The sequence below is a fragment of the Ferrimonas balearica genome, from assembly GCF_019802055.1.
GTDB classification, from domain to species: Bacteria; Pseudomonadota; Gammaproteobacteria; order Enterobacterales; family Shewanellaceae; genus Ferrimonas; species Ferrimonas balearica_A.
The window spans coordinates 763,595-789,282 of the sequence record NZ_JAHVHW010000004.1 but is presented as its reverse complement, the minus strand read 5'-3'; the positions used below and the strand labels follow the sequence as shown (position 1 = coordinate 789,282).

The following is a 25,688-nucleotide window of genomic DNA, read 5'->3' as shown; positions in this document are numbered from 1 at the left end:
CCTGCCAATGCTTTGGAGCGTCATGTATAAAGGGTTTTACGGGTTCACACAGAGCCCCTTCTCCATCGCCCCCAACCCCGCGTTTCTGTTTTTAAGTGATCGCCACCGGGAGGCGCTTGCCCACCTGACCTACGGGTTGGGTGAAAATGGCGGTTTTGTGCTGCTGACCGGCGAGGTCGGCACCGGCAAAACCACGGTATCCCGCAGCCTGCTGGCGCAACTGCCGGAAGATACCGATTTGGCGTTTATTCTCAATCCGGCCCTGACCGAATCGGAACTGCTCGCCACGCTCTGTGACGAGCTGAAGATCGCCTATCCCGAGGGCCCGACCCTGAAGCAGTTAACCGACTGCATCAGCGCGTTTCTGACCGAGAACCACGAACGTGGCCGGCGCACCGTGATGGTGATCGATGAAGCACAGCACCTCAAGCCTGAGGTGCTGGAGCAACTTCGTCTGCTGACCAACCTGGAGACCGATACCCGCAAACTGTTGCAGGTGATTCTTATCGGTCAGCCTGAGCTGCAGGCGCTGCTAAAGCGGCAGGAGTTGCGCCAGTTGGCCCAGCGTATTACCGCACGTTACCACCTGCTGCCCCTGGGGCGGGAGGATGTGGCGGCCTACGTAAACCACCGCCTGCACGTGGCCGGGCGCAGCCAGCCCCTGTTCAAGTCGTCTGCCATCAAGGCGCTGCACCAGTACAGTGGCGGCGTGCCTCGGGTTATCAACCTGCTGGCGGAGCGGGCACTGATGGGCGGTTATGGTGCGCAAAAGCCGATGATCGACGCCGATGATGTGTCCTCGGCGGCCGTTGAGGTGCTGGATGCCAAGCCCAAGGGGCGACCCTGGGGCGCCGTGGCGGCGCTCTCAGTGCTCACTGCCGTATTGGGTTTTGGAACAACCCGGCTTCTGCTTCCGGACGCCCAGGCCAGTGTCCCTGCACCGACCGTCAAGGCACCGGAAGTGGATCTGGCGGCGTGGATCCCGACTCAGGGCCGCGAACTGATCGCGTTCCAGGCGCTGTTCCACCACTGGGGTGAGCCGGTTCCGGCTGAGCTGCCCTGTCGATTTGCCGAGTTGCGTGGGCTGGCCTGTGAAGGGGCCCGCGGCGACCTCGACCAGCTGTTAACGCTGAACCGCCCTGCGGTGATCAGCCTCTCCAGCGATACCAACCGGGTTTACTACGGCACTTTGCTTGGTGCTGAAGACGATCGCTACCTTATGGCGCTGGGTGAGCAGCAGTTCTGGGCTCCCCGCTCCTGGCTAGAGGAGCACTATCGGGGCACCTACACCCTGTTGTGGGCACCGCCAGCCAGTCTGCCTGGGCTTATCGGCCCTGACAGCGCCGGGGCGCAAGTGCAGTGGCTGGAGAACCGTCTGGCCCAGGTTCAGGCCCGTTCGGCCCGATTGCTGAACCGGTTTGACCGGCAGCTGGAGTCCGACCTTCGCACCTTCCAGCGCCAACAGGGGCTGGAGATCGATGGCTTGGCCGGACGCCAGACCCTGGAGCGACTGAGCCTTTTGGCTGCAGTGGATGGGCCTCGTCTTAAGGAGGGCAACTGATGTCAATGCTACTGGATGCAGTGCGTCGCGCCCGCCAGGCGGAATCTCAGGATCCGGCACTGACGCCGGTGATGCCTTCTCGTCGTCCCCGCCGCCGTCCCTGGCACTGGGGACTGCCGGTGTTGAATCTGGCCATCGGTGCTGCGGTCGGGTATCTGACCCTGCCGGGCGCCACGGAGTCGCCGGTGGCGGTTGCGGAGCCATCTCTGCTGGTACTGGCGGAGCATCAGCCTCTGCCTGTGCCGACGCCTCTTGATGCGGCCCGTCGCGAGCCGCAGCTGGAGGTGCAGACGATCGCTGTCCCCGGTGTGGCTACCCCCATCGAAGTGGCGATGGCGCCGGAGGCGACCGATTCAACGCCGACGATTGTGCCGGACGCAGCAGACCCCCTGCCGGAAGAGATGCAAGCCAATCCGGCGCTGATGGCGGCACTGCAGCAAGCCCTGATGGATATGGGAGCGGACGGTGAACTGGCCAATCTGAATCAGGCTGAGGTGGTGGCTCGGTCTCAACCTGAGCCCGAGGTTGCGGAACCGATTGAGGTTAAATCGGAGGACCTGCCCAAACTGGGCCAGATGCCTTGGGCGTTCCAGAAGCGGATCCCGGATGTGGAGATCACCGCGCACGTCTATGCGACTGATCCGGGTTCCCGCTGGCTGCGCGCCAATGGACGTGAGTTGCAGGAGGGGGATGAAGCCGCACCTGGGCTCTCAGTGGCGGAGATCCTCCCCAGTGAAGTGGTGCTGGAGATGGATGGGCAGCGCTTCCGGGTGCCCGCTCTCGGCAGCCTTTGAGACGGAAACGTCCGGAGTTTACGGCATAAAAAAACGCCCCCGATTTGGGGGCGTTTTTTTGTGTTCAGCTATCGCCTCTGCAGCAATATGAAGGCGGCGATGGCAAACAGAATACTGGGCAGCATCGCTCCGAGGAAGGTGGGCAATCCCATCACCAGACTCATGGGGCCGAAGATCTCGTTGGCGATGTAGAAACTGAAGCCGGTGATCACCCCGAGCAGCACCCGGGCCCCCATGGTCACGGTGCGCAGCGGCCCGAAGATGAAGGAGAGGGCCAGCATCATCATCACGCCAACGGTGATGGGCTGAGCCACCTTACGCCACAGCGCCAGCTCATAACGGGTGGTGTCCTGCCGGTTAGCCTTGAGGTAGTCCACGTAGTCGAGCAGGCCCTCAATCGATAGCCCCTCCGGTTTTACGGTAACCACCTGCAACTTGTCCGGGGTCAGGGTCGAGCGCCAGTTCAGTTCGTCCCGCTGCAGGGTGCTCACCTGCTTATCGGTGAGGTCGGTCTCGGTGACGTCCAGCAGACGCCAGGCCGTGCCATCGTAACGGCCCTGTTCGGCGTAGGTGATCTCACGCAGCAGATTCTCGCCGTCGAAGCGGTAGATGGTGACCCCTTTCAGCGTCTTGGCGTCCTGCACTTCGGTGATGTTGACGAACAGCTCGCCATCTTTGGCCCAGGTGCCGGTACTGGAGCTGATCAGGCTCCCTCCCGAGGTTTTCTGGGCCCGCATCTCCCGGGCGGTTTGCTCCGACACCGGTGCCAGGTACTCGCCAATCAGCATCGCCACGATCATCAGTGGTACCGCCGTCTTCATCACCGACGCGGCGATGTTGAGGCGGGAGAGGCCAGCGGCCTGCATCACCACCAGCTCGGAGCTGGAGGCCAGCATGCCCATGCCGATCAGGGCTCCCAGCATGGCGGCGATGGGGAAGAACATCTCGATATCACGGGGCACCAGGAACAGCACGTACAGCGCCACGTCCCAAGTGGTGAAATCGCCCCGGCCCACCAGGCGAAGCTGGTCAACGAATTTGATCAGTCCCGACAGGCCGGTCAGCACCAACAGACAGAGTGCCGAGGTGTTGATAATGGTGCGGGCAATATAGAGGTCGAGAATGCGGATCATGCCTCCACCTCCTTATGACGCTTCCAACGCAGGGCATGCACCCATTTGCGCCACGCCGGACGACCCCGGCCAATCAGCACGATACCGATGATCAGAGCGGAAAGGTGGATCCACCAGAGTCCGAGAATCGGCGGAATCGCGCCGTTCTCAATCGCCTTACGTCCCGCCATCAGCAGGCCGAAGTAACCCAGGTAGATTAGGATGGCGGGCAGCATCTTGGCGAACTTGCCCTGACGCACGTTAACCCGGGACATGGGGACGGCAATCAGGGTCAGCAGCGGCAGCGCAATCGGCACCGCCAGACGCCAGTGGATCTCAGCCCAGGCGTCGGGGCTGCCCTCGTCCAGCAGTTGGGTCATGGAGTAGGCCGACAGTTTGCGGCGCTTGTGGGCCGCTTCCTGGGACTTAATCTCCATCTCGTACTCGCCAAACTGAACCAGGTTGTACTCCTTCTGGTTCAGGACGCCGCTGAAACGGTTACCGTCCAGCAGCTGCAGACGCTGTGAACCGTCGGCGCCTTCCACAATGCGGCCGCCACGTGCCAGTACCAGAGCGGTTTCCCCTTCCGGGTCCTCCTTCTCCGGCATCTGGGCGACAAACACCTTGTCCAGCTTGCCTTTGGAGAGGCCCTCGACGTAAATCACCGCTTTGCCGTTGGCCGCGCGCTGGAACCGACCCTGCACCAGAGCCGCCAGGCCCGCCTCGGACTCGGCTTTCTCCAGCACCTGGTATTCGGTCTCTTTGGCCCAGGGCGCCACATAGATGGCGGTGGCTCCGGAGATCAACGCCATGATAAAGGCCAGCACCAGCGTGACCCGGGTGACGTACCACTCCGACACGCCGACCGCGTGGAGTACGGTCATCTCGCTGTCAGCATACATCCGCCCATGCGCCATCATGACGCCCAGGAACAGGGAGAGGGGAAGGATCAGGGAGAGCAGTTCCGGCATGTTGAGGGCCAGCAGAGTGGCCACCAATTTGCCAGGAAACTGGCCTTCGGCCGCGTCGGCCAAAATTTTCACAAATTGCTGACTGATGAAAATCGTCACCAGTACGGCCAGGACCGCGATTTGCGCTCTGAGGGCTTCTTTCAGCAGGTACCTAAAGATGATCAAGGCCGGTGTCCGCTTAGTAAACTTGTAATTTCTCTGGAAACAGCTTGTTTTTTAAGTAAACTAGTTACTTTTGATACTTTTTGAACAATCTCAGGGCTACTGAAAGCCGAAAAGTGCCGTCCGAACGGACTATTCTGAGAGTTCAAGGGGTTGCCGGATTCGGCAGCCTAAGTGTCAACAAAGGGATCATTATCCAACAATAAAAAGGCAATGTCTTTAAGAACCAGGAGACGCCATGGAGTTCAGTGTAAAAAGCGGCAGCCCAGAAAAGCAACGCAGCGCGTGCATTGTTGTCGGAGTCTTTGAGCCGCGCCGCCTGTCGGCGGTAGGGGAGCAACTGGATAAGATCAGCGACGGTTACATCAGCAACTTGCTGCGTCGCGGTGATCTGGAAGGCAAGCCCGGCCAGATGCTGTTGCTGCACCATGTTCCCAATGTTTTGTCTGAGCGCGTCCTGCTGGTCGGCTGCGGTAAAGAGCGTGAGCTGGATGAGCGCCAGTACAAGCAGATCATCGCCAAGACCATCAGCACCCTGAACGAAACCGGTTCCATGGAAGCGGTGTGCTTCCTGACCGAACTGCACGTTAAGGGTCGTGACACCTACTGGAAGGTGCGTCAGGCGGTAGAGACCACTCAGTCCAGCCTGTACACCTTCGACGTGATGAAGAGCAAGAAGGACGAAACCCGTCGTCCTCTGCGTAAGATGGTGTTCAACGTCCCCACCCGCCGTGACCTCACCATCGGTGAGCAGGCGATCCAGCATGGTCTGGGCGTGGCGGCTGGCACCAAGCTGTGCCGTGACGTGGCCAATATGCCGCCGAACATCTGTAACCCCGCGTACCTGGCCAGCCAGGGCCGCCAGATGGCGGAGCAGTACGAGAAGCTGTCTGTGCAGATCGTGGGTGAAGAGGAGATGGCCGATCTGGGGATGCACTCCTATCTGGCCGTGGGTCGTGGCTCTGAAAACGAGTCCATGATGACCATCCTCAAATACCAAGGCGCACCGGATTCCGAGCAGAAGCCGATCGTGCTGATTGGTAAGGGCCTGACCTTCGATTCCGGCGGCATCAGCCTCAAGCCCGGCGAAGGGATGGACGAGATGAAGTACGACATGGGTGGCGCTGCTGGCGTTATCGGTGTGGTGAAGTCCCTGTGTGAACTGGACTTGCCGATCAACGTGGTCGCAATCCTGGCGGGCTGTGAGAACATGCCGGACGGCAAGTCCTACCGCCCGGGTGACATCCTGACCTCCATGTCCGGCCAGACCATCGAAGTGCTCAACACCGACGCCGAAGGCCGTCTGGTGCTGTGTGATGTGCTGACCTACGTTGAGCGTTTCGATCCGGAACTGGTGATCGACACTGCCACCCTGACCGGTGCCTGTGTGATCGCGTTGGGCAAGCATGCCTCCGGCCTGCTGTCCAACCACAACGCCCTGGCTCATGAGCTGCAGAACGCCGGTGATGCCTCCGGTGACCGCTGCTGGCGCCTGCCGCTGTGGGATGAGTACCAGGAGCAGATCGAGAGCCCGTTCGCGGACATGGCCAACATCGGTGGACGCCCGGCAGGCACCATCACCGCGGCCGCGTTCCTGTCCCGCTTCACCAAGAAGTACCACTGGGCCCACCTGGATGTGGCCGGTACTGCCTGGAACAGCGGCAAGGACAAAGGCTCTACCGGTCGTCCGGTGCCGATCCTGACTCAGTTCCTGATCAACCGCGCTGGCGTGGTGGATCAAGAGTAACGACCGGCGCACCGCCATCGGTACAATGTAAGGCGGAGCAACGGCTCCGCCTTTTGTTTTTCTGGGGAACAGCATGGCCAACGCCACTTTCTATCTCTTGCCCGACGGCAGCGACTCCGCTAGGGTTGACCGCCCGGCGGATATCGCCTGTCAGGCTGCCGCCCGCGCCTACCGCAAAGGCCAGCGGGTGTACCTGTACTGCGCCAGCCAGGCCGATGCTGAGGCCCTGGATGAGCAGTTGTGGCAGTTCGAGCCAGACAGCTTTATTCCCCACAATCTGGTGGGGGAGGGCCCTCAGGGTGGCGCCCCGGTAGAGATAGGTTGGGCCAACCCCAATGCCCCTCTGCCGGTAAATCGTGCGTTGTTGATCAACCTCGCGCCCGAGGTGCCCAATTTTGCGGTACAATTCGCCCACATTATCGATTTTGTCCCGGCTGACGAGCAGGCCAAGGCGCAGGCGCGAAGACGATTCGCCCATTACCGCCAACTGGGGGTGACCCTCACCACCCAGGATCTCGCCCGTCAGCCGTTTTAAGTTTTCTACGAGTCATAGGCCCCATGGATAAGACGTACAACCCCCAGTCGATTGAGCAGCGCCACTACCAGCGCTGGGAAGCCGCGGGTTATTTCAAGCCCCACGGTGACACCAGTAAAGATCCTTACTGCATCATGATCCCGCCGCCGAACGTCACCGGCAGCCTGCACATGGGGCACGCTTTCCAGGACACCATCATGGACACCCTGATCCGCTACCAGCGGATGCAGGGCAAGAACACCCTGTGGCAGGTGGGTACCGACCACGCCGGTATCGCCACCCAGATGGTGGTAGAGCGTAAGCTGGCCGCACAGAACATCACCCGCCAGGAGCTGGGCCGCGAAACCTTCATCGACAAGGTGTGGGAGTGGAAAGAAGAGTCCGGCGGCACCATCACCCAGCAGCTGCGCCGTATGGGCGCCTCTGTGGATTGGGACCGTGAGCGCTTCACCATGGATCCGGGCCTGTCCAAGGCGGTTCAGGAAGTGTTTGTTCGCCTGTACGAAGATGATCTGATCTACCGCGGCAAGCGCCTGGTGAACTGGGATCCGAAACTCCACACGGCGATCTCCGATCTGGAAGTGGAGAACAAGGACACCAAGGGCCATATGTGGCACTTCCGCTACCCGCTGGCGGACGGCGTTAAGACCGCCGATGGCAAAGACTACATCGTAGTGGCCACCACCCGTCCGGAAACCATGCTGGGCGACACCGGTGTGGCGGTAAACCCGGAAGATCCGCGCTACAAAGACCTGATCGGCAAGCACCTGATCCTGCCCATCGTGAACCGTCGCATCCCCATCGTGGGCGACGAGCACGCTGACATGGAGAAGGGCACCGGCTGCGTGAAGATCACCCCGGCTCACGACTTCAATGACTACGAAGTGGGTAAGCGTCACGCCCTGCCGATGATCAACGTGTTGACCTTCAACGCCGACATCCGCGACGAAGCCGAGGTGCTGGACACCAACGGCGAAGCCACTGACGTCTACTCCGCTGAACTGCCGGAGAAGTACCGTGGTATGGAGCGTTTCGCTGCCCGTAAAGCGATCGTTGCCGAGTTTGACGAGCTGGGTCTGCTGGACGAGATCAAGGATCACGACCTGACCGTCCCTTACGGCGACCGTGGCGGCGTGGTTATCGAGCCGATGCTGACCGATCAGTGGTACGTGCGCGTGGCCCCGCTGGCCAAGCCGGCCATCGAAGCGGTAGAGAACGGCGACATCCAGTTCGTGCCCAAGCAGTACGAAAACATGTACTTCGCCTGGATGCGTGACATCCAGGACTGGTGTATCTCCCGTCAGCTGTGGTGGGGTCACCGTATCCCGGCCTGGTATGACGAATCCGGCAAAGTGTACGTGGGCCGCGACGAAGCGGAAGTGCGTACCGCCAACGGCCTGGCCGCTGACGTGGTTCTGCGCCAGGACGACGACGTGCTGGACACCTGGTTCTCCTCCGCCCTGTGGACCTTCTCCACCCTGGGCTGGCCGGAGCAGACTCCGGAGCTGAAAACCTTCCACCCCACAGATGTGCTGGTGACCGGCTTCGACATCATCTTCTTCTGGGTTGCCCGGATGATCATGATGACCATGTACTTCATCAAGGATGAAGACGGTAAGTCTCAGGTGCCATTCAAGACCGTGTACGTCACCGGCCTTATCCGGGACGAGCAGGGCCAGAAGATGTCCAAGTCCAAAGGCAACGTGCTGGACCCGCTGGACATGATCGACGGCATCGACCTGGAAACCCTGGTTGAGAAGCGCACCGGCAACATGATGCAGCCGCAACTGGCCGCCAAGATTGAGAAGAGCACCCGCAAGCAGTTCCCTGAGGGGATCTCCGCTCACGGCACCGATGCGCTGCGCTTCACCCTGGCTGCCATGGCTTCCACCGGTCGTGACATCAACTGGGACATGAACCGTCTGGAAGGTTACCGCAACTTCGCCAACAAGCTGTGGAACGCCAGCCGTTACGTGCTGATGAACACCGAAGAGCAGGATTGCGGCAAAGACGGCGGCGAGATGGAGCTGAGCCTGGCGGATCGCTGGATCCTGGCCCGCTACAACGACACCGTGAAGCAGCTGCGTGACGCCATGAACGGCTACCGCTTCGACATCGCTGCCAATATCGCTTACGAGTTCACCTGGAACCAGTTCTGTGACTGGTACCTGGAGCTGACCAAGCCGGTACTGCAGAACGGTACTGAGGCTCAGCAGCGTGGCACCCGCCACACCCTGCTGACCGTGCTGGAAGGGATGCTGCGCCTGATGCACCCGCTGATGCCCTACATCACCGAAGAGATCTGGCAGACCGTAGCGCCGATGATCGGCAAAGGTGGCGACACCATCATGCTGATGCCGTATCCGGAGTTCGATGAATCCCTGGTGGACGACGCCGCCAAGGCGGACCTGGAGTGGGTGAAGCAGTTTATCGTGGCGGTACGTAACGTCCGCGGTGAACTGAATGTCGGCCCGTCCAAGCCGCTGAACGTGCTGCTGAAGAATGCCGGTGAGCAGGAGCTGGCCCGCATCGATGCCAACCGCATCATGCTGACCCGCCTGGCCAACCTGGAATCCATCTCCGTGCTGGAGGGTGAGGCTCCGATGTCCACCACCCAGATCATCGGTGAGATGGAACTGCTGATCCCGATGGCGGGCCTGATCGATGTGGAGGCTGAACTGGCCCGTATCGACAAGCAGATCGCCAAGCTGGCCCAGGACGCCGACCGCGTGGAGAAGAAACTCTCCAACCAGGGCTTCCTGGCCAAAGCACCGGAAGCCGTTGTGGCCAAGGAGCAAGCCAAGCTGGATGAAGCCAAGCGGGACATCGCCAAGCTGGAAGAGCAGAAGACTCAACTCAAAGCGCTGTAAGCGAATTTGAGCCATAAAAAACGCCGTCCTTTGGGACGGCGTTTTTGTTGGAACCGGTAAAGCAAAATGCGTGCGACCCGTGGGCTATAAGCCGCGGGAGCCAGGGTGGTATCAACCTTCGAACTCGACGTAGCGTGGGCCTGTGGTCCACGGAAACCCAGGCAGTTACAGCCTCCGAATCGTGCGCCATAGGCGGCACGCTACGGCTAAGGCCCCACTCCAAATTGCGCAATATTCCCTGCGGAGCGAACCGTAGCGTGGGCCTGTGGCCCACGGAAACCCAGGCAAATGGTGCCTCGAAATGGATACGAACCGTGGGTTATAAACCCACGCTACCCCCAACCTCATTGTGCCGAGAAGGCGTGCTTCGTGCGCTTCGTAGCGTGGGCTTATAGCCCACGGCAATGGTGCCTCGAAATGGACGCGAACCGTGGGTTATAAACCCACGCTACTTCCAAACGGAAACCAGGGCAGTTACAGACTCCGAATCGTGCGCCATAGGCGGCACGCTACGGCCAAGGCCCCACTCCAAATTGCGCAATATTCCCTGCGGAGCGAACCGTAGCGTGGGCCTGTGGCCCACGGAAACCCAGGCAAATGGTGCCTCGAAATGGACGCGACCCGTGGGCTATAAGCCCACGCTACCTCCACACAGGTGCACGGGTCACCCCAGCGATAGGATGCTGTCCCGATAGAGCGTCAGCAGGCGCGGTTCATCCACGGCCACGCACACGCTTTGAGCCGGGTGGGGGCTGAACTCGTCGTCGGCGTAGCAGAAGGGGTCGATCTTCTGCAGGGTCATGCCGATGGCCGGGCCATCACACACCACACGCACCGGGCCGGAGCGGGTGGTGAAGAGGGTCGGGTCGATCACATAGGCCACCGCCGAGGGGTCATGGACGTGGCAGCCATCCAGTCCCAGCTTGTCGGAGTAGAACGCCAGGTAGAAGCGGCTGACATCGTGGATAAAGGCACCGGCTTTGCCACCGTCCGCTTTCAATGCATCCAGATAGTCGCTGCTGAAAAAGGCTTCATGGGTGGCATCCAACCCCACAATGGTTACCCGCCACGGTGCGGTAAACACTCTGTCTGCCGCATCCGGATCATCATGGATATTGGCTTCGGCAAAAGGCGCCACGTTACCAAAGTGGCCTCGGGTGCCAAAGGCACCGCCCATCACCACCACCTGCTTCACCTTGTGAGCGATGTCGGGGTCATGCTGCAGAGCCAGCGCCAGGTTGGTGAGCGGCCCCACTGCCACCAGGGTGATCTCCCCCGGCTGCTCATTGATGGTGTCGCACAGATAGCGGTAGGCAGGCCGCTCATCAATGTCGATGGGGGTGTCAGCGGGCGCAACCACATCACCCATGGCATGTTCGCCGTGGACGACGGTTGTGGGGCCATTGGGGCTGCGGCGTAGCGGGCCGGCAGCGCCCTTGACCACCTCGGCACCCATACCGAACTTCTGGTTCAGGTAGCAGGCGTTGCGGGTGCAATCCTCAATGGTACCGTTACCGTACACCGTGGTGATGGCCTTCAGGTGAATCGCTGGGTGGGCATGGGCCAGCAACAGGGCCATGGCGTCATCGATGCCGGGATCGGTATCGAAAATGATGGTCTCAGCCATCTTCTTCTCTCGTTAATGGAAGGGAGAACAAGTATGGCAGAGAGAGGGAAAGAGCGGCTGTGATCCTGGCCCCAACCAGCGCCACAAAAAAGCGCCCCGAAGGGCGCTAAAAGACTAAATGGAAAAGAAAAATGATCAGCGGCGACGGCCCAGAGCAGCACCGAGGAGCAGCAGGGCAAACCACCCCATACTGCCGCCGCTGCCACCTCCGCTACCGGGCTGGGCAACCGGCTCTGCCGCCAGGTTGAGCGTGGCCACCACCGGCAGGCTGGTGCCGGATTCGGTGATCACCACCAGGGCGATCTCCGCCTGCTGGTCACTGCTCAGAGCCGGGACGGTAATGGACAACGTCTCGCTGTCACTGCCACTCAGGGTCAGCGTCGGGCCGGACAGTTGTTGCCACTGGTAGCTCAGGGTTTCCCCCTCCGCGCCCTGGCTGCCTTCGGCACTCAGTTCCACGGTAGCGGGGCTCTGCACCTCAAGGGCCAGTTCGCTTTCACCATTGATCTGTGCCGTGGGGCGACCCGCTACGGTAACGGACGGAGCCATGTCGGTGACCGCTTCCATCTCGTTGACGCGATGGCTCAGGCTCAGCGCCAGTTCGGTCTCGGTGACCACAGCGCTGCTGTCCACCACCAGTGTCAGCGTCTGGCTGTCACCGCCAGCGACCTGCACCACACTCCAGCTGATCTGGTCTCCATCGACTTCGGCCCCTTCAGCCTCAGTGACCGAAAAGCCCTGGGGCAGGGTGGAGGTCAGGGTGTAGTGACGATCCACTGCGCCGGGGTTGGCCATCAACTCAATGCTGTAGGTGATGGGTTCGCCTGCTTTGATGGCTGTGCTGTCCACGCTCAGCGCCACATCATCGGCACCACGATGCAGCTCAAATTGCACCATGCCGATGTTTTCCGGCAGGTCCGGATGGGTGCCGATGGTGAAGGCGCCGTAGTACACGTCACCGGCTTCCATCGGCTCATTCCAGTGCAGATCCACCGCAAAGGCCTCGTTAGGGGCCACACTGGTTGGGGCGCTCAGGCTGAAGTTGCCTTCCGATTTGCCTGCGCTGGCCACTGCAACCGTGTGGCTGTCCCACTGGCCCGCCTCGGTTCCGGCGAAGTTGTGCACCACCACCAGATAACTGCCCGGTGTGGGGTGTTCAATGACGCAGGACTCCTGACTGTCGACCCGCCCGCTGATGCAGCTGGCGTTGTTCAGTTCCACCTGAGAGGGCACGCCATTGAGGTCGGCATCGCGAACGATATAGAGGTCGAGATCCGGCGCGTCCGCTTCGGTGATCCAGGCGGAGAGCAGGCGGGTGTCGGCGTTGGTGCTGATCGCCACGCTGTGCACATTGTCCAGATCGTTCACCGGCAGCGTCGGGCTCTCATCCCCCAGTGTTTCCGCAGTGTGCATCGCCACTTTGGTCATGCCGTACGGGGTCAGCTGCAGGTTGTCGGTGCCGATGGTGACAAAGCCTTCCAGGCGATGGCTGTCCACATCCCGATGTGCGCTGATGACGGGGCCACGGCTGTCTGGATCCGGAACCGGCGCGGTACCGCCGGTAAAGTTGATCGCTGCGGTGAGGTGCTGCTGCGGCAGGCCGCTTCGGTTGAGCAGGACCCGGCCAAACACCCACTCGGACGCCAGATTGGCGTTGGCGGTGGCGCTGATGGTCAGCTCCTGGGATTCGCCACTTTGCAGGGTGAAGCTGCTCGGGGAAACCGTGATATCAAATCCGGCACTCTGATAGTCCGGTGAGGTGGTCCAGGTGCCGGCGCTGGTGGCGGTCACGGTGCGGGTCCAGTTGCAGGAAACCACACACTCAACCGCCATCAGGGAGGGCAGGTTGAGATCGGCCGGGTCACCTCCCAGCGCAGGATCCGCCGCCAGATACTCCGCTTCCGACACGTCCATCAGCAGGCCCGCCTTCACCGCTTCCGCCACCTGAATGCGACCGGTGCCGGCATCAAACGGGGTGGAGTCGGTTTTGACGCCGTCGTAATCGTCATCGGTGTAGGTGGTGACCTTGGCGGTGCTCATCAGGGCGGATTGCACTTGGGCTGGGGTCCAGTCCGGGCGCAATGCGGTAACCAGGGCCAGAGCGCCCGCCACATGGGGGCTGGCCATGGAGGTGCCGCTCATAAAGGTGTACTCCGGCGGCTGGGTCTCGACGTAGGGCCACTCGGTGGTGTGGGCGGCCATGATGTCGACCCCCGGTGCAGCCAGATCCGGCGCCAGCGAGGTGGGGTAAGGCACATTGGGCCCACGGGAGGTGAAGTCCCCGGCGATGTCACCCAACTCAGGGTCTTTCACCATGGCGGAGGCTTCGATGGTGACCTGATGGTCACTGCCGCTGGCCAGCCAGTTGATCAGCGTCTCGCCGTCGGTGGCGTTCAATTGAATGGCGGGAAGCACATGGAGATCCGCCTCAATGTTCTGTGCGCCGTCGGCGAGGTTTACCAGCACCAGACCGCCGGCACCACCGGAGAGCACATTGCTGCCCTTGGCGACACGGGCGATGTCGCCGCGGCGACACAGCACGATTTCACCGTTGAAGGTGTCGGCGGGGAAGGCGTTGTTGCAGTTGCCGTCGCCGTAGTTGGCGGCATCCACAATAGGGCCGCTGTAGGCCAGGGTGGCGCCTTTGCCATCCATGGGCACCGGCGTGCTGTCGCCACCGCTGAATCCCGTCAGCTGCTTATCGGCGTAGGCGCGGTCATGGGTGTAGGCGGCCACGGTGGTGATCCAGGGAGCGTTACCCGGGGCACCGATGGTTTCCGGGCCGGGACCGCTGTTGCCTGCGGAGGTGGCGACATGAAGGCCCGCCACACGGGCGTTCAGGAAGGCCAGGGAGTCGGTGGCTTCCCAGGGGCTGTCGGCACCGCCGCCGACGGAGTAGTTGATCACATTGACGCCGTGTTCGATGGCGTGCTCCAGAGCCTGGATGGTCAGGTCCGGGAAGCAGCCCCCGTCGGAACCGGCGGGCAGGCACACCTGGTAGGAGACGATGTTGGCGCGGGGGGCCACACCGCTGATGGCGGGCATGCGGAACTGAGCCAGATCGCCAAGGACGTTGTAGATCGGCAAATCGGTCAGCGGGTTACCCGCAGCGGTGGAAGCCACATGGGTACCGTGTCCCTGCATGTCCCAGCCGGTTTCGATGATCTCCGGACGCTCAAACCCTTCAACCGGGCTGGCGGGATACCAGTTGCGCAGTTCCGGGTAGCTCACCACGCCGATCAGTTTGTCGTTGCAGATCCAGTCGTGGGTCTGGCAATCGCCAAGATAAACGCCGCTGCCCAGCGGGTTGGTGTGGACGTAACCGTCACTGGCCTCTGCGGTGAATGAGGGGTGGTCCGCGTCGATACCGGTGTCGATGATGCCGACAATGACCCCCTCACCCTTGGTGGGAAGGTCACTGTCCTGGCCCTGCCACAGCTTGTCGGCACCGATGAATTCCGGGCCGGAGTCGGTGTGCAGCTGATGCAGGTTGACCTTGTCCACCAGAGTGATCGCTTTATGGCGGCGCAGTTGGGCCGCTTCCTCTTCGCTCAGGCGAACGGTGGCGGCATTGATGACGGTGCCGTACTCGCGCTCAAACTGCAGCGAGCGGCCCAGAGTTTGGTTCAACTGCTGGCGGACGCTGGCGCGGTCCTGCGCCAGACGGGCCAGGTACTGCTGACTGGCGGGGGCTTTGACGTTCAGGCGGGCACTGCCGCTGTGCATTGTCTGGATCCCCACGCTTTGCAGGGAATGGGCAGCCACCGAGAGGGGTTCCCCTTTGAAATGGATAAAGTAGAGGTCGCTGATGTCGCGTTCCCGTGCCTTCATGGTCACGGCGGGCAGTATCGGCTCCGGGCGGGCCTGATAGGGCAGGGGGCTGTCGTTGGCGTTAGTGACCGCAGAGGCGATCAGACCGGCCAGTAAGGTGAGTCTGTACACAACGTGACTCCTTCTCGTTATGTCGAAAGAAAAAAGGGGTGCCGGTAGAGTGTTTTACCAGGGCGTATCCGGCACCCCGTTTAAGACCGGTTTACTTGCGGCGGCGCAGCATCAGCCAGGCCAGCAGGGGCAGACCGAAGCCCAGACTGCCGCTGTCATCCTCGGGCTGTGCCTCCACCACGATGCTCATGGTGCTGGTTACCTCGTTTACGCCATCGCTGGCGGTAACGGTCGCGGTAAACTGGCCCACCTCATCGGCAGTGCCACTGACCACCTGGCTCTCAGCGCTGAACATCAGACCGGCAGGCAGACCACTGACACTGAGGCTGACGCTGTCGCCCTCGGCATCGGTAAAGAGGCCACCGAGGGAGACCTCGACGCTGTCACCCTGCATTACGTTGATGGAAGGCAGATTGCCCTCCTGCACCGGGGCGATGTCGTTGAGGTTGCTGATCTCCACCACCACATCCACGGTGGGGGTGATGTCATTGCCCTGACGGGTTTGCACCTTAACGACGAAGGACTTGAGGTTCTCGTAGTCCAGCGCGGCGCTGTTATTGACGGTCAGAGTGCCGTCCTTCGCCAGGCTGACCGGGTTGCCCGGGATGGCGGCGGCCAGCTGGAACTCGAAGGGGGAGTAGCTCTCCTCGTTATAGGCGCCGATGGCGAAGAAGCCGTAGGTGTCTGCCTCCAGCTTGCCGATCACCGTACCGGAGGGAGCGTTCTCCTCCACGCTGAACTGCTGCTCCTCTTTGACCGAGGCCACCAGACCCAGAGTGGGTTGGGTTTCGCCCCAGACGGCGAGGTCACTGTTAAGGCTCATCAGCATAAAGTCGGCCGGGGCACAGGTTTGGGGGCCGCCGATGCCGATGCCGCCACAATACCCGTCTTTCTGGGCATAAAGCATGGCGCTCTCACCCGGGGCCAACTCCAGCATGGAGGCCCACTCGTTACCTTCCACTCCCTCGACGTCGAGGCGGTTCATCTTGATTTCGGCGGTGCCGTAGCTGACCTGCTCCATCTCCTGACCGCTGAACCAGTCGAAGTAGGTGGTGACCACTTCGGTGCCATATTTCACCGGGTTGTACTGAACGATCGGTCCGCCAAAATCGGGGAAGGCATCGCGGTCGGTAGAGAAGATAAAGCCGAGGTTGGAATCAAAATCCTCAACGCTGTCCACCTCGTGGTGGAACATCTCCTCCAGACAGAACTGGGCCACTACGTTGCTGCTGCCCGGCGTGAAGTAGGCAGGCAGTACCGAGGTGGTGTAGCGCGCCGTCGGGTTGGCGTAATCGTAGGGTTGGTTCAGGTCGATGATGGTGGTGATGGGCTGGCCATTCTCATCCAGGGTGACCCAGCCGTAGCCGATCCACTCTTCGTCCATCAGGTAGGGCGGGTAGTTGACCCCCTTATCCAGTTCATACATCTCGACGATCGACTTGGGGTAGATCTCGAAGTAGAACAGGGCATCACCAATCTTATCCATGTGATTGGAGACGGCGATGTCCATCGGAGCCTGCATGGTGGCTCCCAACATCATCTTTTTGCCGCTGCTGCACTGGGCCGCATCAAAGACGCCGCCGCCGACATGCTTAAACAGGTTGTTGGTGTCCTGCTTGCCTTCGGGGCGGGCCTTGCGGGAGGCCATAATGGGCAGGGCAGCAACCGTCATGGCGTGGTCGCCGGTGTTGGTAAAGGACTGTTTGCGTCCCTCAGTACCCTCGCTCCAGGGTAAAGGGTGGTCACCTCCGAAGTACTCTTCAAAGGTGTCGAAGTTACGGCGGATGCTGCCTTTACTGCGGGGCAGTACGGACCAGCCCATGTTCAGGGTGGGCTGCTCATCGGCGCTCAACATCAGGTAGCCGTTCAGCTCCATCTTCTCCCAGTTCTCAATACCGTAATCGCCGGTTTTGGTGAGGGCGAAGGCGGGCAGGGCGGCGCCGTTGATCTCCATGATCACCGGTACGGTCAGGGTGCTGTTGGCGGGCACGGTGACTGATTCCGGGAAGGTCCAGCTGATGGCGCTGTTGCCCTCGCGGCCCTCAGCCAGCTCGATGCTCAGGGTGTAGGTCTGGGCCTTGTCGCTGTAGTTGCGCAGGGAGACCTCTTTCACCAGGCGCGCCTCACCGTCCACCTCCTGGTGGCCAAATTTCAGGTGCGGCTGGTGGCTGTCCTTCTCCCAGATGGCAACCGGAGAGGTCAGCGCGGCGTCCATGTTTTCCACACCACCACCGATGTGGGTGACGGAGGCGTTCTGACCGCTGTCGCCGCGCTGCACATTGTGGTTGGCGGTGTTGGTCAGCAGCGCTTTGACCTCCAGGTTGGAGAGCTCGGGACGCTGGGATTTCAGGATGGCGGCTGCGGCGGCTACCCGCGCCACGGAGAGATCCGGATGGCTCAGCACATCCCTGCCGTCACCGGAGCCCGGAGTCGCGACGTCGATGTCGGTGGCGTAGCTGACCAGATCGGGCTTGATGGTTTGGGTCCCGCGCACCGGGCCATGGGGTGACCAGGCGGAGGTGGTCAGTTGGTCTTCACCAGCGGATTCCACACCGCCTACTGCCAGGGAATCATTGGCGGCGGCCATCCAGGCCACGTTGTACTTGGAGGGATACTCACCGAACATCCCCGCAGTGGTAACCACCAGTGCGCCCTTAGCGGAGGCGGCGTTCACCATATCGATGTCGAGCGAGAGGGGCGAAGCCTGGCCATCGCTGGGGTCGTTATAGGCGGCAAAGTGATAGCCGTAGAGGTTGTGGTCCACCATGATGATGTCGGCACCCGCTTCCACCGCATGCTCCATCGCGGCGGCCATGGAGGTGACGGAGGGCATGCTCATCTGCATGCCATAGCCGTAGGGGTCGGCCACGCCAGCCATCTTGTAGGCCATCAGCTGCGCGCCCGGCGCCAGCGTACGAACCACTGACGCCAGCGCGGTGCCGCGCCCGGTGGGGAATACCCAGCCTGACCAGTGCTCGTAGGGCTCGGCGCCGTCGATGGGGTTGAGGTCCTCACCCCAGCCCGCTTCGGAGGCGAAATCGTGGCCGGAGACCACCACATCCGTGGGGAAGCCGTCAAACTCGGTGGTGGCGTTGGCCATGGCGTTGGCGTAGCTCTCCTCGGTGCCATCACCGCCCATATCTTTGTGGGTGTAATCGATACCGGTGGAGAGGATCGCCACCTTGATGCCAGCGCCCGCATTTTCTTCGGCGGTCAGGGCCGGTGCGGCGGCGCTGATGGCGCGGGCTGCAGTTTCCAGGGCGTCGCTGCGGGCCATCAGTTGCTGGCTCTGCTTGGATTCAAAGCGCGGCTGGTAGGCGTAGATCCCGGCGACATCCTCGTGGCTCTCCAGCGCCTTGGCGGCTTCCGCACTCAGGCGCAGATGCATGGAGTTGGTCAGCTTCATGCTGCTGGCCACCACCTGCAGATTGCCATCAAGCGTTCGGGCATGGGCCACCAGGCGATCCTGCGCAGCCTGTGCCTGTGCTTCGTTGCCTCCAGCCTGCCAGGCGCCTTTGCTGTTCAGCACTACTACATACTGGCTGAGCGTCTGCTGCTGTTCGCTGCTGACCTTCTGCAGTTTGGCGTCGGTTTGGGGCGAGGCGAGGGCGGCCGCCGGAGCGATGGCCAGGCCAACACAGAGTGCCAGCCGTGAGAGAGTAAAGCGGTTCTGATTCATCCCTTGATTCCTTCTCGGTTTGGTTCCGATGGCGCGGGTTGTTATTGCTTTGGGCGCCTTTGCGTCTGTCGTCGGGACCGGCGTGACACCGGCCTTTCACGTTGATAACCAAGGGGGTTGGCAGGAGGGAAGATAGCCGGGGTCATCTCGCTCTCCTGTTATTGTCATTTTTTTATCATTTGCAATTTATTCAATGGCTTACCGCTTTGTGTTTTGTCTCGGAAGTGGGGGCAACTGGCGAATGTCACGGAATCGGATTTGACAGCCTGCCGCCCGAATATGGTATTCGTGATGGGGATAACAAAAACAATGTGCGGTCAGGACAATAAGCGGAATGGACACCAGGGAGTATCAGGTTGGTTGCTGGCGGGTGGTACCGGGAGAACTCCGGTTAACTCGCGAGCAGAACGGGGAGGTTCAGGAAGAAACCCTGCCCCGCAAGGTGTTTGAGGTGCTGCTGCAACTGGTTCAGGCACCGGGCCACACCGTCAGCCGTGATGCGCTGGTGGAGCACGTCTGGCAGGGCAATGCCGCCGTGGGTAACCGGGGCATCACCAACGCCATCTATCAACTGCGCAAGCTGCTGGCGGACGGGGAGCAGGAGGTGATCCGCACCATCGCCAAAACCGGCTATCAACTGCTGTTGCCGGTTCAACCGCTGGAGCAGGAATCCACATCGGATACCCCCGCTTCCCAAGGCCGCTTTACCCTGCGTTGGGGCCTTATCAGCGCCCTTGCCATCGCCCTGCTGGTGGGGCTGTCCTGGAACTGGCCCCGCACCCCCAAGCCCCCTCTTATCTATGGTAAGCCTACGCCCCTGACCTATCTGGAAGGGGTGGAGGAGACCCCGGCACTCTCCCCCGATGGCCGTTACCTGGCGTTTATGTGGGAACGCTATAACGAGCCGGGCCGCCTCTTTATCCAGGACCTGACTCAGCCCAACGCCTCGTTGCGTCAGATCAGCTTCAGCAGCGATACCGAGTCCAGCCCGACCTGGTCGCCGGATGGTCAGAAACTGGCGTTTCTGCGGGTGGATGACTCCGGCCGTTGTGACGTCTGGATCAAAACCCTGGATACCCTCGAAGAGCATCGCATCACCAGTTGCGTGCAGGAGCGCTTTCACCGGGCGCTGGACTGGTCCCCCTCTGGCCGCTATCTGGCGGTGATTGACCGGGTGCCCCAGCAAGAACACAGTGCGGTGTTTCTCTATGACCTCACCACCCATGAGCGGCGGCAACTGACCCAGCCCAGTCAGGGCCAGCGGGATAACCAACTGGCCTGGGCCCATCAGAGCGACACGCTGGCGTTTGTCCGCTTTCAGGGTGCCTATTGGGCCGAACTTCATACTGTGACCCCGGAGGGAGAAGCGCAGCAGCAAACCGATGATCGAGCCTCCATCCATGGGCTGAGCTGGAGTCGGGATGACCAGTCGCTGGTGTTCAACTCCATGCGGGACGGCGGCCACAGCCTGTGGCAGATCACCCTTGAGGATGGCGCCATTCAGCCGCTCTACCGGGACCTGACCCCCTTCAATATCGAAGCGCTGGCCACGCCCAACCACTATGCCTACGTCCGGCACGCCTCGCCGGAGTACCTGCAGGTGTGGGATGGAGAGAAGCAGTACAAGATTGAATCCGCCGGGCGGGATCTCTACGGCAGCTTTGCCCCCAATGGCGATCGGATGGCGTTTCTCTCCAACCGCTCCGGCCGCTTTGAGATCTGGCTGGCGCAGCGGGATGGCCGGGGCGCCAGGGCTCTGAGCCACAACGAAGGGGCAATGGAACTGCCAGCCTGGTCACCGGATGGGCAACGGTTGGTGGCGCCGGTAAGCGCCGAAAACGGCGGAGAAACCCGAATTGTCCTCTATGACCTGACTCAGGAGCGAACCGAGGTGCTGCTGCAGGATGCCCACCACTACCGCAACCCCACCTGGTTGGCGGACGGCAACCGTTTGCTGGTGGCCAGCAACCGCAGTGGCAGCTGGCAGATCTGGCAACTGGACCTCACCACCCGACAACTGACCCAGCGTACTGAAAATGGCGGCCTGTATGCGCAGCAGGGCAATGACGGCGCGCTCTACTTTACCCGCCCCAACGTGCCCGGCCTTTGGAAGAAAGTGGGGGGTGCCCCCAGTGAACGGGTGATTGAGGAGCTTGCCACCGACGACTGGGGCAATTGGGTGATCACCGACAACGGAGTGGCCTATCTGCACCGGGCAAAGGACACCGACGAACTGGTGCTGTGGCGGGAGGGAGAGCGGACGGTTCAGCAAACCTTTGAGCGGGGGAGCATTAAGATCCACCGCAGCCTCTCCATCGACGAGCAGGGCCGATTGCTGCTCACCCGGCTGGGACGGCGGGAAGCCAATATCGTCACCATTGCGCCAAGGCCGGAAGACGCCGGTTAAGTCTCCTGCTCTGCCGTCCAGGTAGCGAAGCTCCAGCGGTAGCCGTCCAGATCCAGCGCGGTGTAGATGCGATCCCCCCAGAACATGTTGTTGGGGGGCTGCATAATGGCCGCGCCCGCCTCCTGCGCCTGCTCAAAGTGAGCGTCCACATCGGGGCAGTAGAGATAGAGGCCGATACCCTGATCGTGCCCACTGCTGGCGGGACTCATCGCCTCGCTGCCCCAGCTGCCCTCAATGCCCAGCATGATGCGGGCATCGCCGAAGGTCATCTCCGCGTGCAGTACCACCCCCTCCTCCACCAGAGGCTCACCCGCACGCTCGAAGCCAAACGCCGTCTGATAGAAATCCAGCGCCTGACTGACGCTCTTCACCATCAGGTAAGGCATCAAAGTGGGCATATCGTCCGGTTTGTACTGAGTCATAAGAGGCATCCTCCGGGGCTGTACCCAAGGCATAGACCCAGACCGCCGCGGCAGCAAGCACCATGCAGCGAATAGGCAGAAAACTCAGGCAGACATGGGGAAACACGCGGGATTGTGCGGGGATATCAACAACGGGGATGCGACCCGAGCCATAGGAAGGAGGAGCCGAAACTAAAAGGCCCACTCAGAGCGCCGAGAAATTGAGCAAATGGGAAACTTGCGGCGAGAGAGACGGATGACACTGCTCAGAGGCTTGAGTATACTCCCTGCCGTACCGGTGACGACGCTCGTCGCACCATCAAAAAATGGCCCCTTAGCTCAGTTGGTTAGAGCAGGCGACTCATAATCGCTTGGTCGTGGGTTCAAGTCCCCCAGGGGCCACCAAATTCCGATAAGGCGCAGGGACTACTCCTGCGCCTTTTTCGTTTCTAAGTCTCTCCGGTGGCTTCCCTCAGTTCTAGATTCTGCGCTCTGTATAAAGGCGCTATCTTCAGCCCGCCGATACCCATCCTCCTGATTTCAGACACCCCCTCAAAGCCTTACCGAAGCTGGGCTAAGGAGAGTCTCCAAAGCCTCCAGGCCAAACCTCTGCCCAACCCCCAAGGTAAACACAAATTCACTTTGTACAACCGATGAGCGGATGTACTATGCGCCACCTTTTTCTTTCTCGTTGGCAAACATGTCCGCCGCCCCGCTCTATACCGACCTTTCCGGCTACTACGATCTGATGTGTGCCGATATCGATTACCACGCCCAAAGCAGCTGCATCGACCGCTTGCACCGCATCTTTGGCAATGGTGGCCGTAACCATTTGGATCTGGCCTGCGGTACCGGTCCTCATATCCGCCACTTCCTGGATTTTGGCTACCAGTGTGCCGGTCTCGACATCAATCAGCCGATGCTGGATCGGGCGCAGTCCCGCTGCCCGGAAGCGTCGTTTTCCGTTGATGATATGAGTGCGTTCTCGGTGGCGGAGCCGCTGGATTTGATCACCTGTTTTCTCTACTCCATCCACTACAACGATGGCATTGAGAAGCTGAAAGAGTGCATCGCCAGCGCGTACAACGCCTTGGCCGACGACGGCGTGTTCTGCTTTAACGCCGTAGATAAAACCAAGATCGATAACCGCTCATCCATGCGTCACCGCGCCGCCTTCGATGGCAGTGAGTTCACCTTTGAATCAGGCTGGTATTACGGCGGTGAGGGTGAGAAGCAGGCGTTGCGTCTGCATATCGAGAAGAGCGATGGTGAGCAAACCCTGGTGTGGAGTGATCAGCACTCCATGGTCGCGGTGGACTTTATTCAACTGAAGGCGCTGCTGGATCCCTGGTTCGATACCCATCTCTTTGAGCATGATTACCAGAGGCTTCTACCGTGGGATGGGCTGTCCGGTAACGCCATCTTTGTCTGCGTTAAGCGAGACCTGGCCGCCCTGGCGCCCGCCAACCCGGTCGCCGCTTAATAGTGTGCCCCAGTCGGAGTCGCTTCCACTGGGGCATTTTCTTACTTGCCAGTCTTCCTCAACATAACATTCAGCCACCGCTCATCCCGGTCTGGTCGTTTATCCACGGTGATCCAAACTTTGGCAATTTCGATGCCTGGTAGGTCGTCAATCAGTTCAGCAAATTGTGCCTCATCCAGATCGGTAAAGTGGCGCCCCTCTTTTTCCCGTTCGCTGTTGCCGTACTTAAACGAGGCGTACCAGGAGCCGTTGGGTTTTAGGGCGTTAGCGATGGTTTCGAGGGTCTTGGGCAGTTCCCGTCGCTTAACGTGGAGCAGAGACGCGCAACTCCAAATCCCGTCAAACGTCTCTGTCCAAGGGATCTCATCGAAACGCAGTTGATGTACTTTGATACCCGCATGCGTGGTAGCTCGTCGCACCATCTCGGCGCTGGCATCGATTGCAGTAACGTCATAGCCCATGTCGACAAACGCTTTACTGTCGCGGCCAGAGCCGCAGCCCGCATCGAGAATTTTGGCTCCTTCCGGCAGGTGCTGAGTGAACTCGTCATAGAGCGCAGACATATCGACGTTTACTGTGTTTTCGAAGAAGTTGTCCGCGTTTTGATTGTAAAACTCGATGCTCATTTAGAACTTTGCCTCACCGCGCGCTTGCGGCTGCCATTGGTGGATGAGTCTTTGCTTGGCGATATTGTACTGGGTTTGCAGAAATTGGGCGCGTTGCGCGGTGCTACGGCCAGTCTGTGAAATCAGCGTCTCCCGAAGTGGCAGATGGCTGTTGATCAGGTACTCATTACGGCGGTGCAGTCGCTCGAGCAGTGGAAGGCTCGGGATTCGGGCGAATTTACCCTCCTCACCCCGGTTACATTCAGGACAAGCCAATACCAGGTTCCACACGCCGTTAATGGAGGGGATATCTTGGTTAAGCATCCACGGTAGAAAGTGGTCTACATCGGCTAGCCGAGGGGAGTGTGGTTCCACGCTGATAGGGGTGTAGCAATAGAAGCAATGGCCCTTTTGGTAGCCGTTAAGCGAGTCCCGACAGGAAGTGATGTTGACCCGACGCTCTCTATTACTGGTAAACAACGCTTTTAGGTCTCGGTCATACTCCACTGAAACCAGGTTACGGGAGACGCCCATTCCCCAGGCTTCCTCCACCAAACGCCAACGCGCTTCAGTTTCATGCTCAAAGCTCTGGAACTGATCGCTCTCTGTTAACTGAAAAAAGGCGTCGGTAATTCGAATACCGCCATGGGTTTTGCGTTCATCGATAAAGAAGCGCTTGTCGATCTCTGCTCGATTCACGATATGAAACGCATCAATGACGTTGTTAAAGCCTCGCTTGACCGTTTGCTCAATGAGCGCTTGTTGGCTGAGTTCACCCCGGTTGAAGCTATTGCAGGTATCGAGGAACTTGCTGCTTTTTGAGGTGATCTGCTTCGGAGCGTGCTGTAAGTGTTCACACAGGTGGCGGCTGAATGGCTCGGCTAACTGTTCAAGCCGGACCAGGTCATCCTGTACTGCGCCCAATTCCAGTAGTGATTTACCCAAGGCGAACTTATAGGATGCCACGTTATTGCCAAACAGGATCACCGCTCTCCAGTAGTTCTCCAAAGAGGGTTCGATTTCATAGAAACGGGACATATTTCTAGGCTCGTTAAGCGTGGAGCTTCAGACGGGAAATTTTGTTGTAAATGGCGTCTGCAATCTCAGATTTGTCTGCTGCGTAATGCAAAGCCCGATGGCAGTTAGGGCAGATGGCGATGGCATTGCAGGTGGTATCTGGGCCCCCATCGGCTAATCGATGAAGGTGGTGAACTTCCAGAAAGGGCTCACCCACAGCGGTGATAAAGGGGGCAGAGGCATCGCAGCATTCGCATTGGCCTTTGGCGTTCTGCAATACCCACGCTTTCACTCGTGGATCGCGCTCGTAACTTGTTGTGGATGTTTGGGTTTGATTGGGCTGCTTATTGCCCTTGGGCATTGCCAGAGACTTTTGAGCGCGAAGCTTGGATACCTGGCTTTCAAACTCGGTGACCTTGGGGTTGTCCTGTTCTTCAAACTCGCTGATCAGTTGCTCTATCGCCACGCCAGTGCGCTCACCCACATTCTTCGCTGGCTTCAGTCCGCTCACCCAACTCCGGCCCATCAAGTCGTAGATGTAGGAGATATTCTGCATCCGGTATTCGAAGGACTTTTCGGTTCTTCCGAACCGCTGGGACAGTTCCCGGTAGTACTGCTTTTTCACAAAGGGTCGGCCTGCGGCTTCCAGTTTACGCATCTCAACGTATGCCTCTACGGCAGCCCTAAGCTCTTCTTCAGTCCACTTGTTATCCACGTTTTACTCTTTTTATCCAGGCCGGATTGATGGTTAGGCGGTTTTCTATCCTAACCCTTA

Annotated in this window: 16 protein-coding genes and 1 tRNA gene; 8 read left to right on the top strand and 9 right to left on the bottom strand. The window is 60.3% G+C overall.

The features are described 5' to 3' along the window. The first annotated feature begins 22 nt into the window (after positions 1-22). Positions 23-1,561 carry an AAA family ATPase gene (locus tag KUV52_RS04370; RefSeq protein ID WP_222524698.1) on the top strand — a complete coding sequence of 513 codons (1,539 nt, stop codon included), beginning with the start codon at positions 23-25 and terminating at the stop codon, positions 1,559-1,561. Continuing rightward, positions 1,561-2,355, top strand: coding sequence for a general secretion pathway protein GspB (locus KUV52_RS04365; protein WP_222524697.1), 795 nt, complete (start codon positions 1,561-1,563; stop codon positions 2,353-2,355). Before KUV52_RS04370 ends, KUV52_RS04365 begins: the two co-directional genes overlap by 1 nt. A gap of 68 nt (positions 2,356-2,423) precedes the next feature. On the opposite strand, the gene lptG is transcribed toward KUV52_RS04365, so the two are convergent. Further along, positions 2,424-3,485, bottom strand: coding sequence for an LPS export ABC transporter permease LptG (gene lptG, locus KUV52_RS04360; RefSeq protein WP_222524771.1), 1,062 nt, complete (start codon positions 3,483-3,485; stop codon positions 2,424-2,426). Beyond that, a complete protein-coding gene (gene lptF / locus KUV52_RS04355; RefSeq protein ID WP_222524696.1) occupies positions 3,485-4,603 on the bottom strand; it encodes an LPS export ABC transporter permease LptF in 1,119 nt (372 codons plus the stop codon). The genes lptG and lptF overlap by 1 nt, the downstream gene beginning before the upstream one ends. 235 nt (positions 4,604-4,838) lie before the next feature. Here lptF and pepA point away from each other — a divergent pair, with 235 nt between their 5' ends. From pepA to KUV52_RS04340, 3 genes are all read left to right on the top strand, one after another. Beyond that, positions 4,839-6,347 carry a leucyl aminopeptidase gene (gene pepA / locus KUV52_RS04350; protein ID WP_222524695.1) on the top strand — a complete coding sequence of 503 codons (1,509 nt, stop codon included), beginning with the start codon at positions 4,839-4,841 and terminating at the stop codon, positions 6,345-6,347. Between the two features lie 73 nt (positions 6,348-6,420). Then, a complete protein-coding gene (locus tag KUV52_RS04345) occupies positions 6,421-6,882 on the top strand; it encodes a DNA polymerase III subunit chi (RefSeq protein ID WP_222524694.1) in 462 nt (153 codons plus the stop codon). Between the two features lie 23 nt (positions 6,883-6,905). Then, entirely contained in the window at positions 6,906-9,752 is a 2,847-nt protein-coding gene (locus tag KUV52_RS04340) for a valine--tRNA ligase (protein ID WP_222524693.1), read from the top strand. 664 nt (positions 9,753-10,416) lie between these two features. Here the strand turns inward: KUV52_RS04340 and KUV52_RS04335 are convergent. The 3 genes from KUV52_RS04335 to KUV52_RS04325 form a co-directional block, all read right to left on the bottom strand. Continuing rightward, positions 10,417-11,379 (bottom strand): nucleoside hydrolase, encoded by a 963-nt coding sequence (locus KUV52_RS04335; protein ID WP_222524692.1) that lies wholly within the window; start codon positions 11,377-11,379, stop codon positions 10,417-10,419. 135 nt (positions 11,380-11,514) lie between these two features. Continuing rightward, positions 11,515-15,321, bottom strand: a complete 3,807-nt coding sequence (locus KUV52_RS19000) for a S8 family serine peptidase (RefSeq protein ID WP_222524691.1) — start codon at positions 15,319-15,321, stop codon at positions 11,515-11,517. Between the two features lie 91 nt (positions 15,322-15,412). Continuing rightward, entirely contained in the window at positions 15,413-19,000 is a 3,588-nt protein-coding gene (locus KUV52_RS04325) for a S8 family serine peptidase (RefSeq protein WP_222524690.1), read from the bottom strand. Positions 19,001-19,334: 334 nt separating this feature from the next. Here KUV52_RS04325 and KUV52_RS04320 point away from each other — a divergent pair, with 334 nt between their 5' ends. Further along, positions 19,335-21,407, top strand: coding sequence for a winged helix-turn-helix domain-containing protein (locus KUV52_RS04320; RefSeq protein WP_222524689.1), 2,073 nt, complete (start codon positions 19,335-19,337; stop codon positions 21,405-21,407). Here the strand turns inward: KUV52_RS04320 and KUV52_RS04315 are convergent. Continuing rightward, on the bottom strand, positions 21,404-21,829 hold the full coding sequence (locus KUV52_RS04315) for a VOC family protein (protein ID WP_222524688.1): 426 nt from the start codon (positions 21,827-21,829) through the stop codon (positions 21,404-21,406). The two genes, KUV52_RS04320 and KUV52_RS04315, sit on opposite strands and share 4 nt — an antisense overlap. A 307-nt stretch (positions 21,830-22,136) precedes the next feature. Between KUV52_RS04315 and KUV52_RS04310 the strand changes: the two genes are divergently transcribed. Both KUV52_RS04310 and KUV52_RS04305 read left to right on the top strand, forming a co-directional pair. Further along, positions 22,137-22,213, top strand: a tRNA-Ile gene (locus tag KUV52_RS04310). A 295-nt stretch (positions 22,214-22,508) separates the two neighbouring features. Further along, positions 22,509-23,291 carry a class I SAM-dependent DNA methyltransferase gene (locus KUV52_RS04305; RefSeq protein ID WP_222524687.1) on the top strand — a complete coding sequence of 261 codons (783 nt, stop codon included), beginning with the start codon at positions 22,509-22,511 and terminating at the stop codon, positions 23,289-23,291. A 41-nt stretch (positions 23,292-23,332) separates the two neighbouring features. Here KUV52_RS04305 and KUV52_RS04300 read toward each other — a convergent pair whose 3' ends face one another. The 3 genes from KUV52_RS04300 to KUV52_RS18995 are packed head-to-tail and all read right to left on the bottom strand — an operon-like array spanning position 23,333 to position 25,628. Beyond that, positions 23,333-23,917, bottom strand: a complete 585-nt coding sequence (locus tag KUV52_RS04300; RefSeq protein ID WP_222524686.1) for a class I SAM-dependent methyltransferase — start codon at positions 23,915-23,917, stop codon at positions 23,333-23,335. Further along, the gene (locus KUV52_RS04295) at positions 23,918-24,934 is read right to left on the bottom strand and encodes an HNH endonuclease domain-containing protein (protein ID WP_222524685.1); all 1,017 of its coding nucleotides are present in this window, start codon (positions 24,932-24,934) and stop codon (positions 23,918-23,920) included. A gap of 13 nt (positions 24,935-24,947) precedes the next feature. Next, the gene (locus tag KUV52_RS18995) at positions 24,948-25,628 is read right to left on the bottom strand and encodes an HNH endonuclease signature motif containing protein (protein WP_222524684.1); all 681 of its coding nucleotides are present in this window, start codon (positions 25,626-25,628) and stop codon (positions 24,948-24,950) included. Between the last annotated feature and the right edge of the window lie 60 nt (positions 25,629-25,688).

Coding starts and splice junctions, on each gene's coding strand:
- KUV52_RS04370 (WP_222524698.1), top strand. CDS start 23: ATGTATAAAGGGTTTTACGGGTTCACACAGAGCCCCTTCTCCATCGCC.
- KUV52_RS04365 (WP_222524697.1), top strand. CDS start 1,561: ATGTCAATGCTACTGGATGCAGTGCGTCGCGCCCGCCAGGCGGAATCT.
- pepA (WP_222524695.1), top strand. CDS start 4,839: ATGGAGTTCAGTGTAAAAAGCGGCAGCCCAGAAAAGCAACGCAGCGCG.
- KUV52_RS04345 (WP_222524694.1), top strand. CDS start 6,421: ATGGCCAACGCCACTTTCTATCTCTTGCCCGACGGCAGCGACTCCGCT.
- KUV52_RS04340 (WP_222524693.1), top strand. CDS start 6,906: ATGGATAAGACGTACAACCCCCAGTCGATTGAGCAGCGCCACTACCAG.
- KUV52_RS04335 (WP_222524692.1), bottom strand. CDS start 11,379: ATGGCTGAGACCATCATTTTCGATACCGATCCCGGCATCGATGACGCC.
- KUV52_RS04325 (WP_222524690.1), bottom strand. CDS start 19,000: ATGAATCAGAACCGCTTTACTCTCTCACGGCTGGCACTCTGTGTTGGC.
- KUV52_RS04320 (WP_222524689.1), top strand. CDS start 19,335: ATGGACACCAGGGAGTATCAGGTTGGTTGCTGGCGGGTGGTACCGGGA.
- KUV52_RS04315 (WP_222524688.1), bottom strand. CDS start 21,829: ATGACTCAGTACAAACCGGACGATATGCCCACTTTGATGCCTTACCTG.
- KUV52_RS04305 (WP_222524687.1), top strand. CDS start 22,509: ATGTCCGCCGCCCCGCTCTATACCGACCTTTCCGGCTACTACGATCTG.
- KUV52_RS04300 (WP_222524686.1), bottom strand. CDS start 23,917: ATGAGCATCGAGTTTTACAATCAAAACGCGGACAACTTCTTCGAAAAC.
- KUV52_RS04295 (WP_222524685.1), bottom strand. CDS start 24,934: ATGTCCCGTTTCTATGAAATCGAACCCTCTTTGGAGAACTACTGGAGA.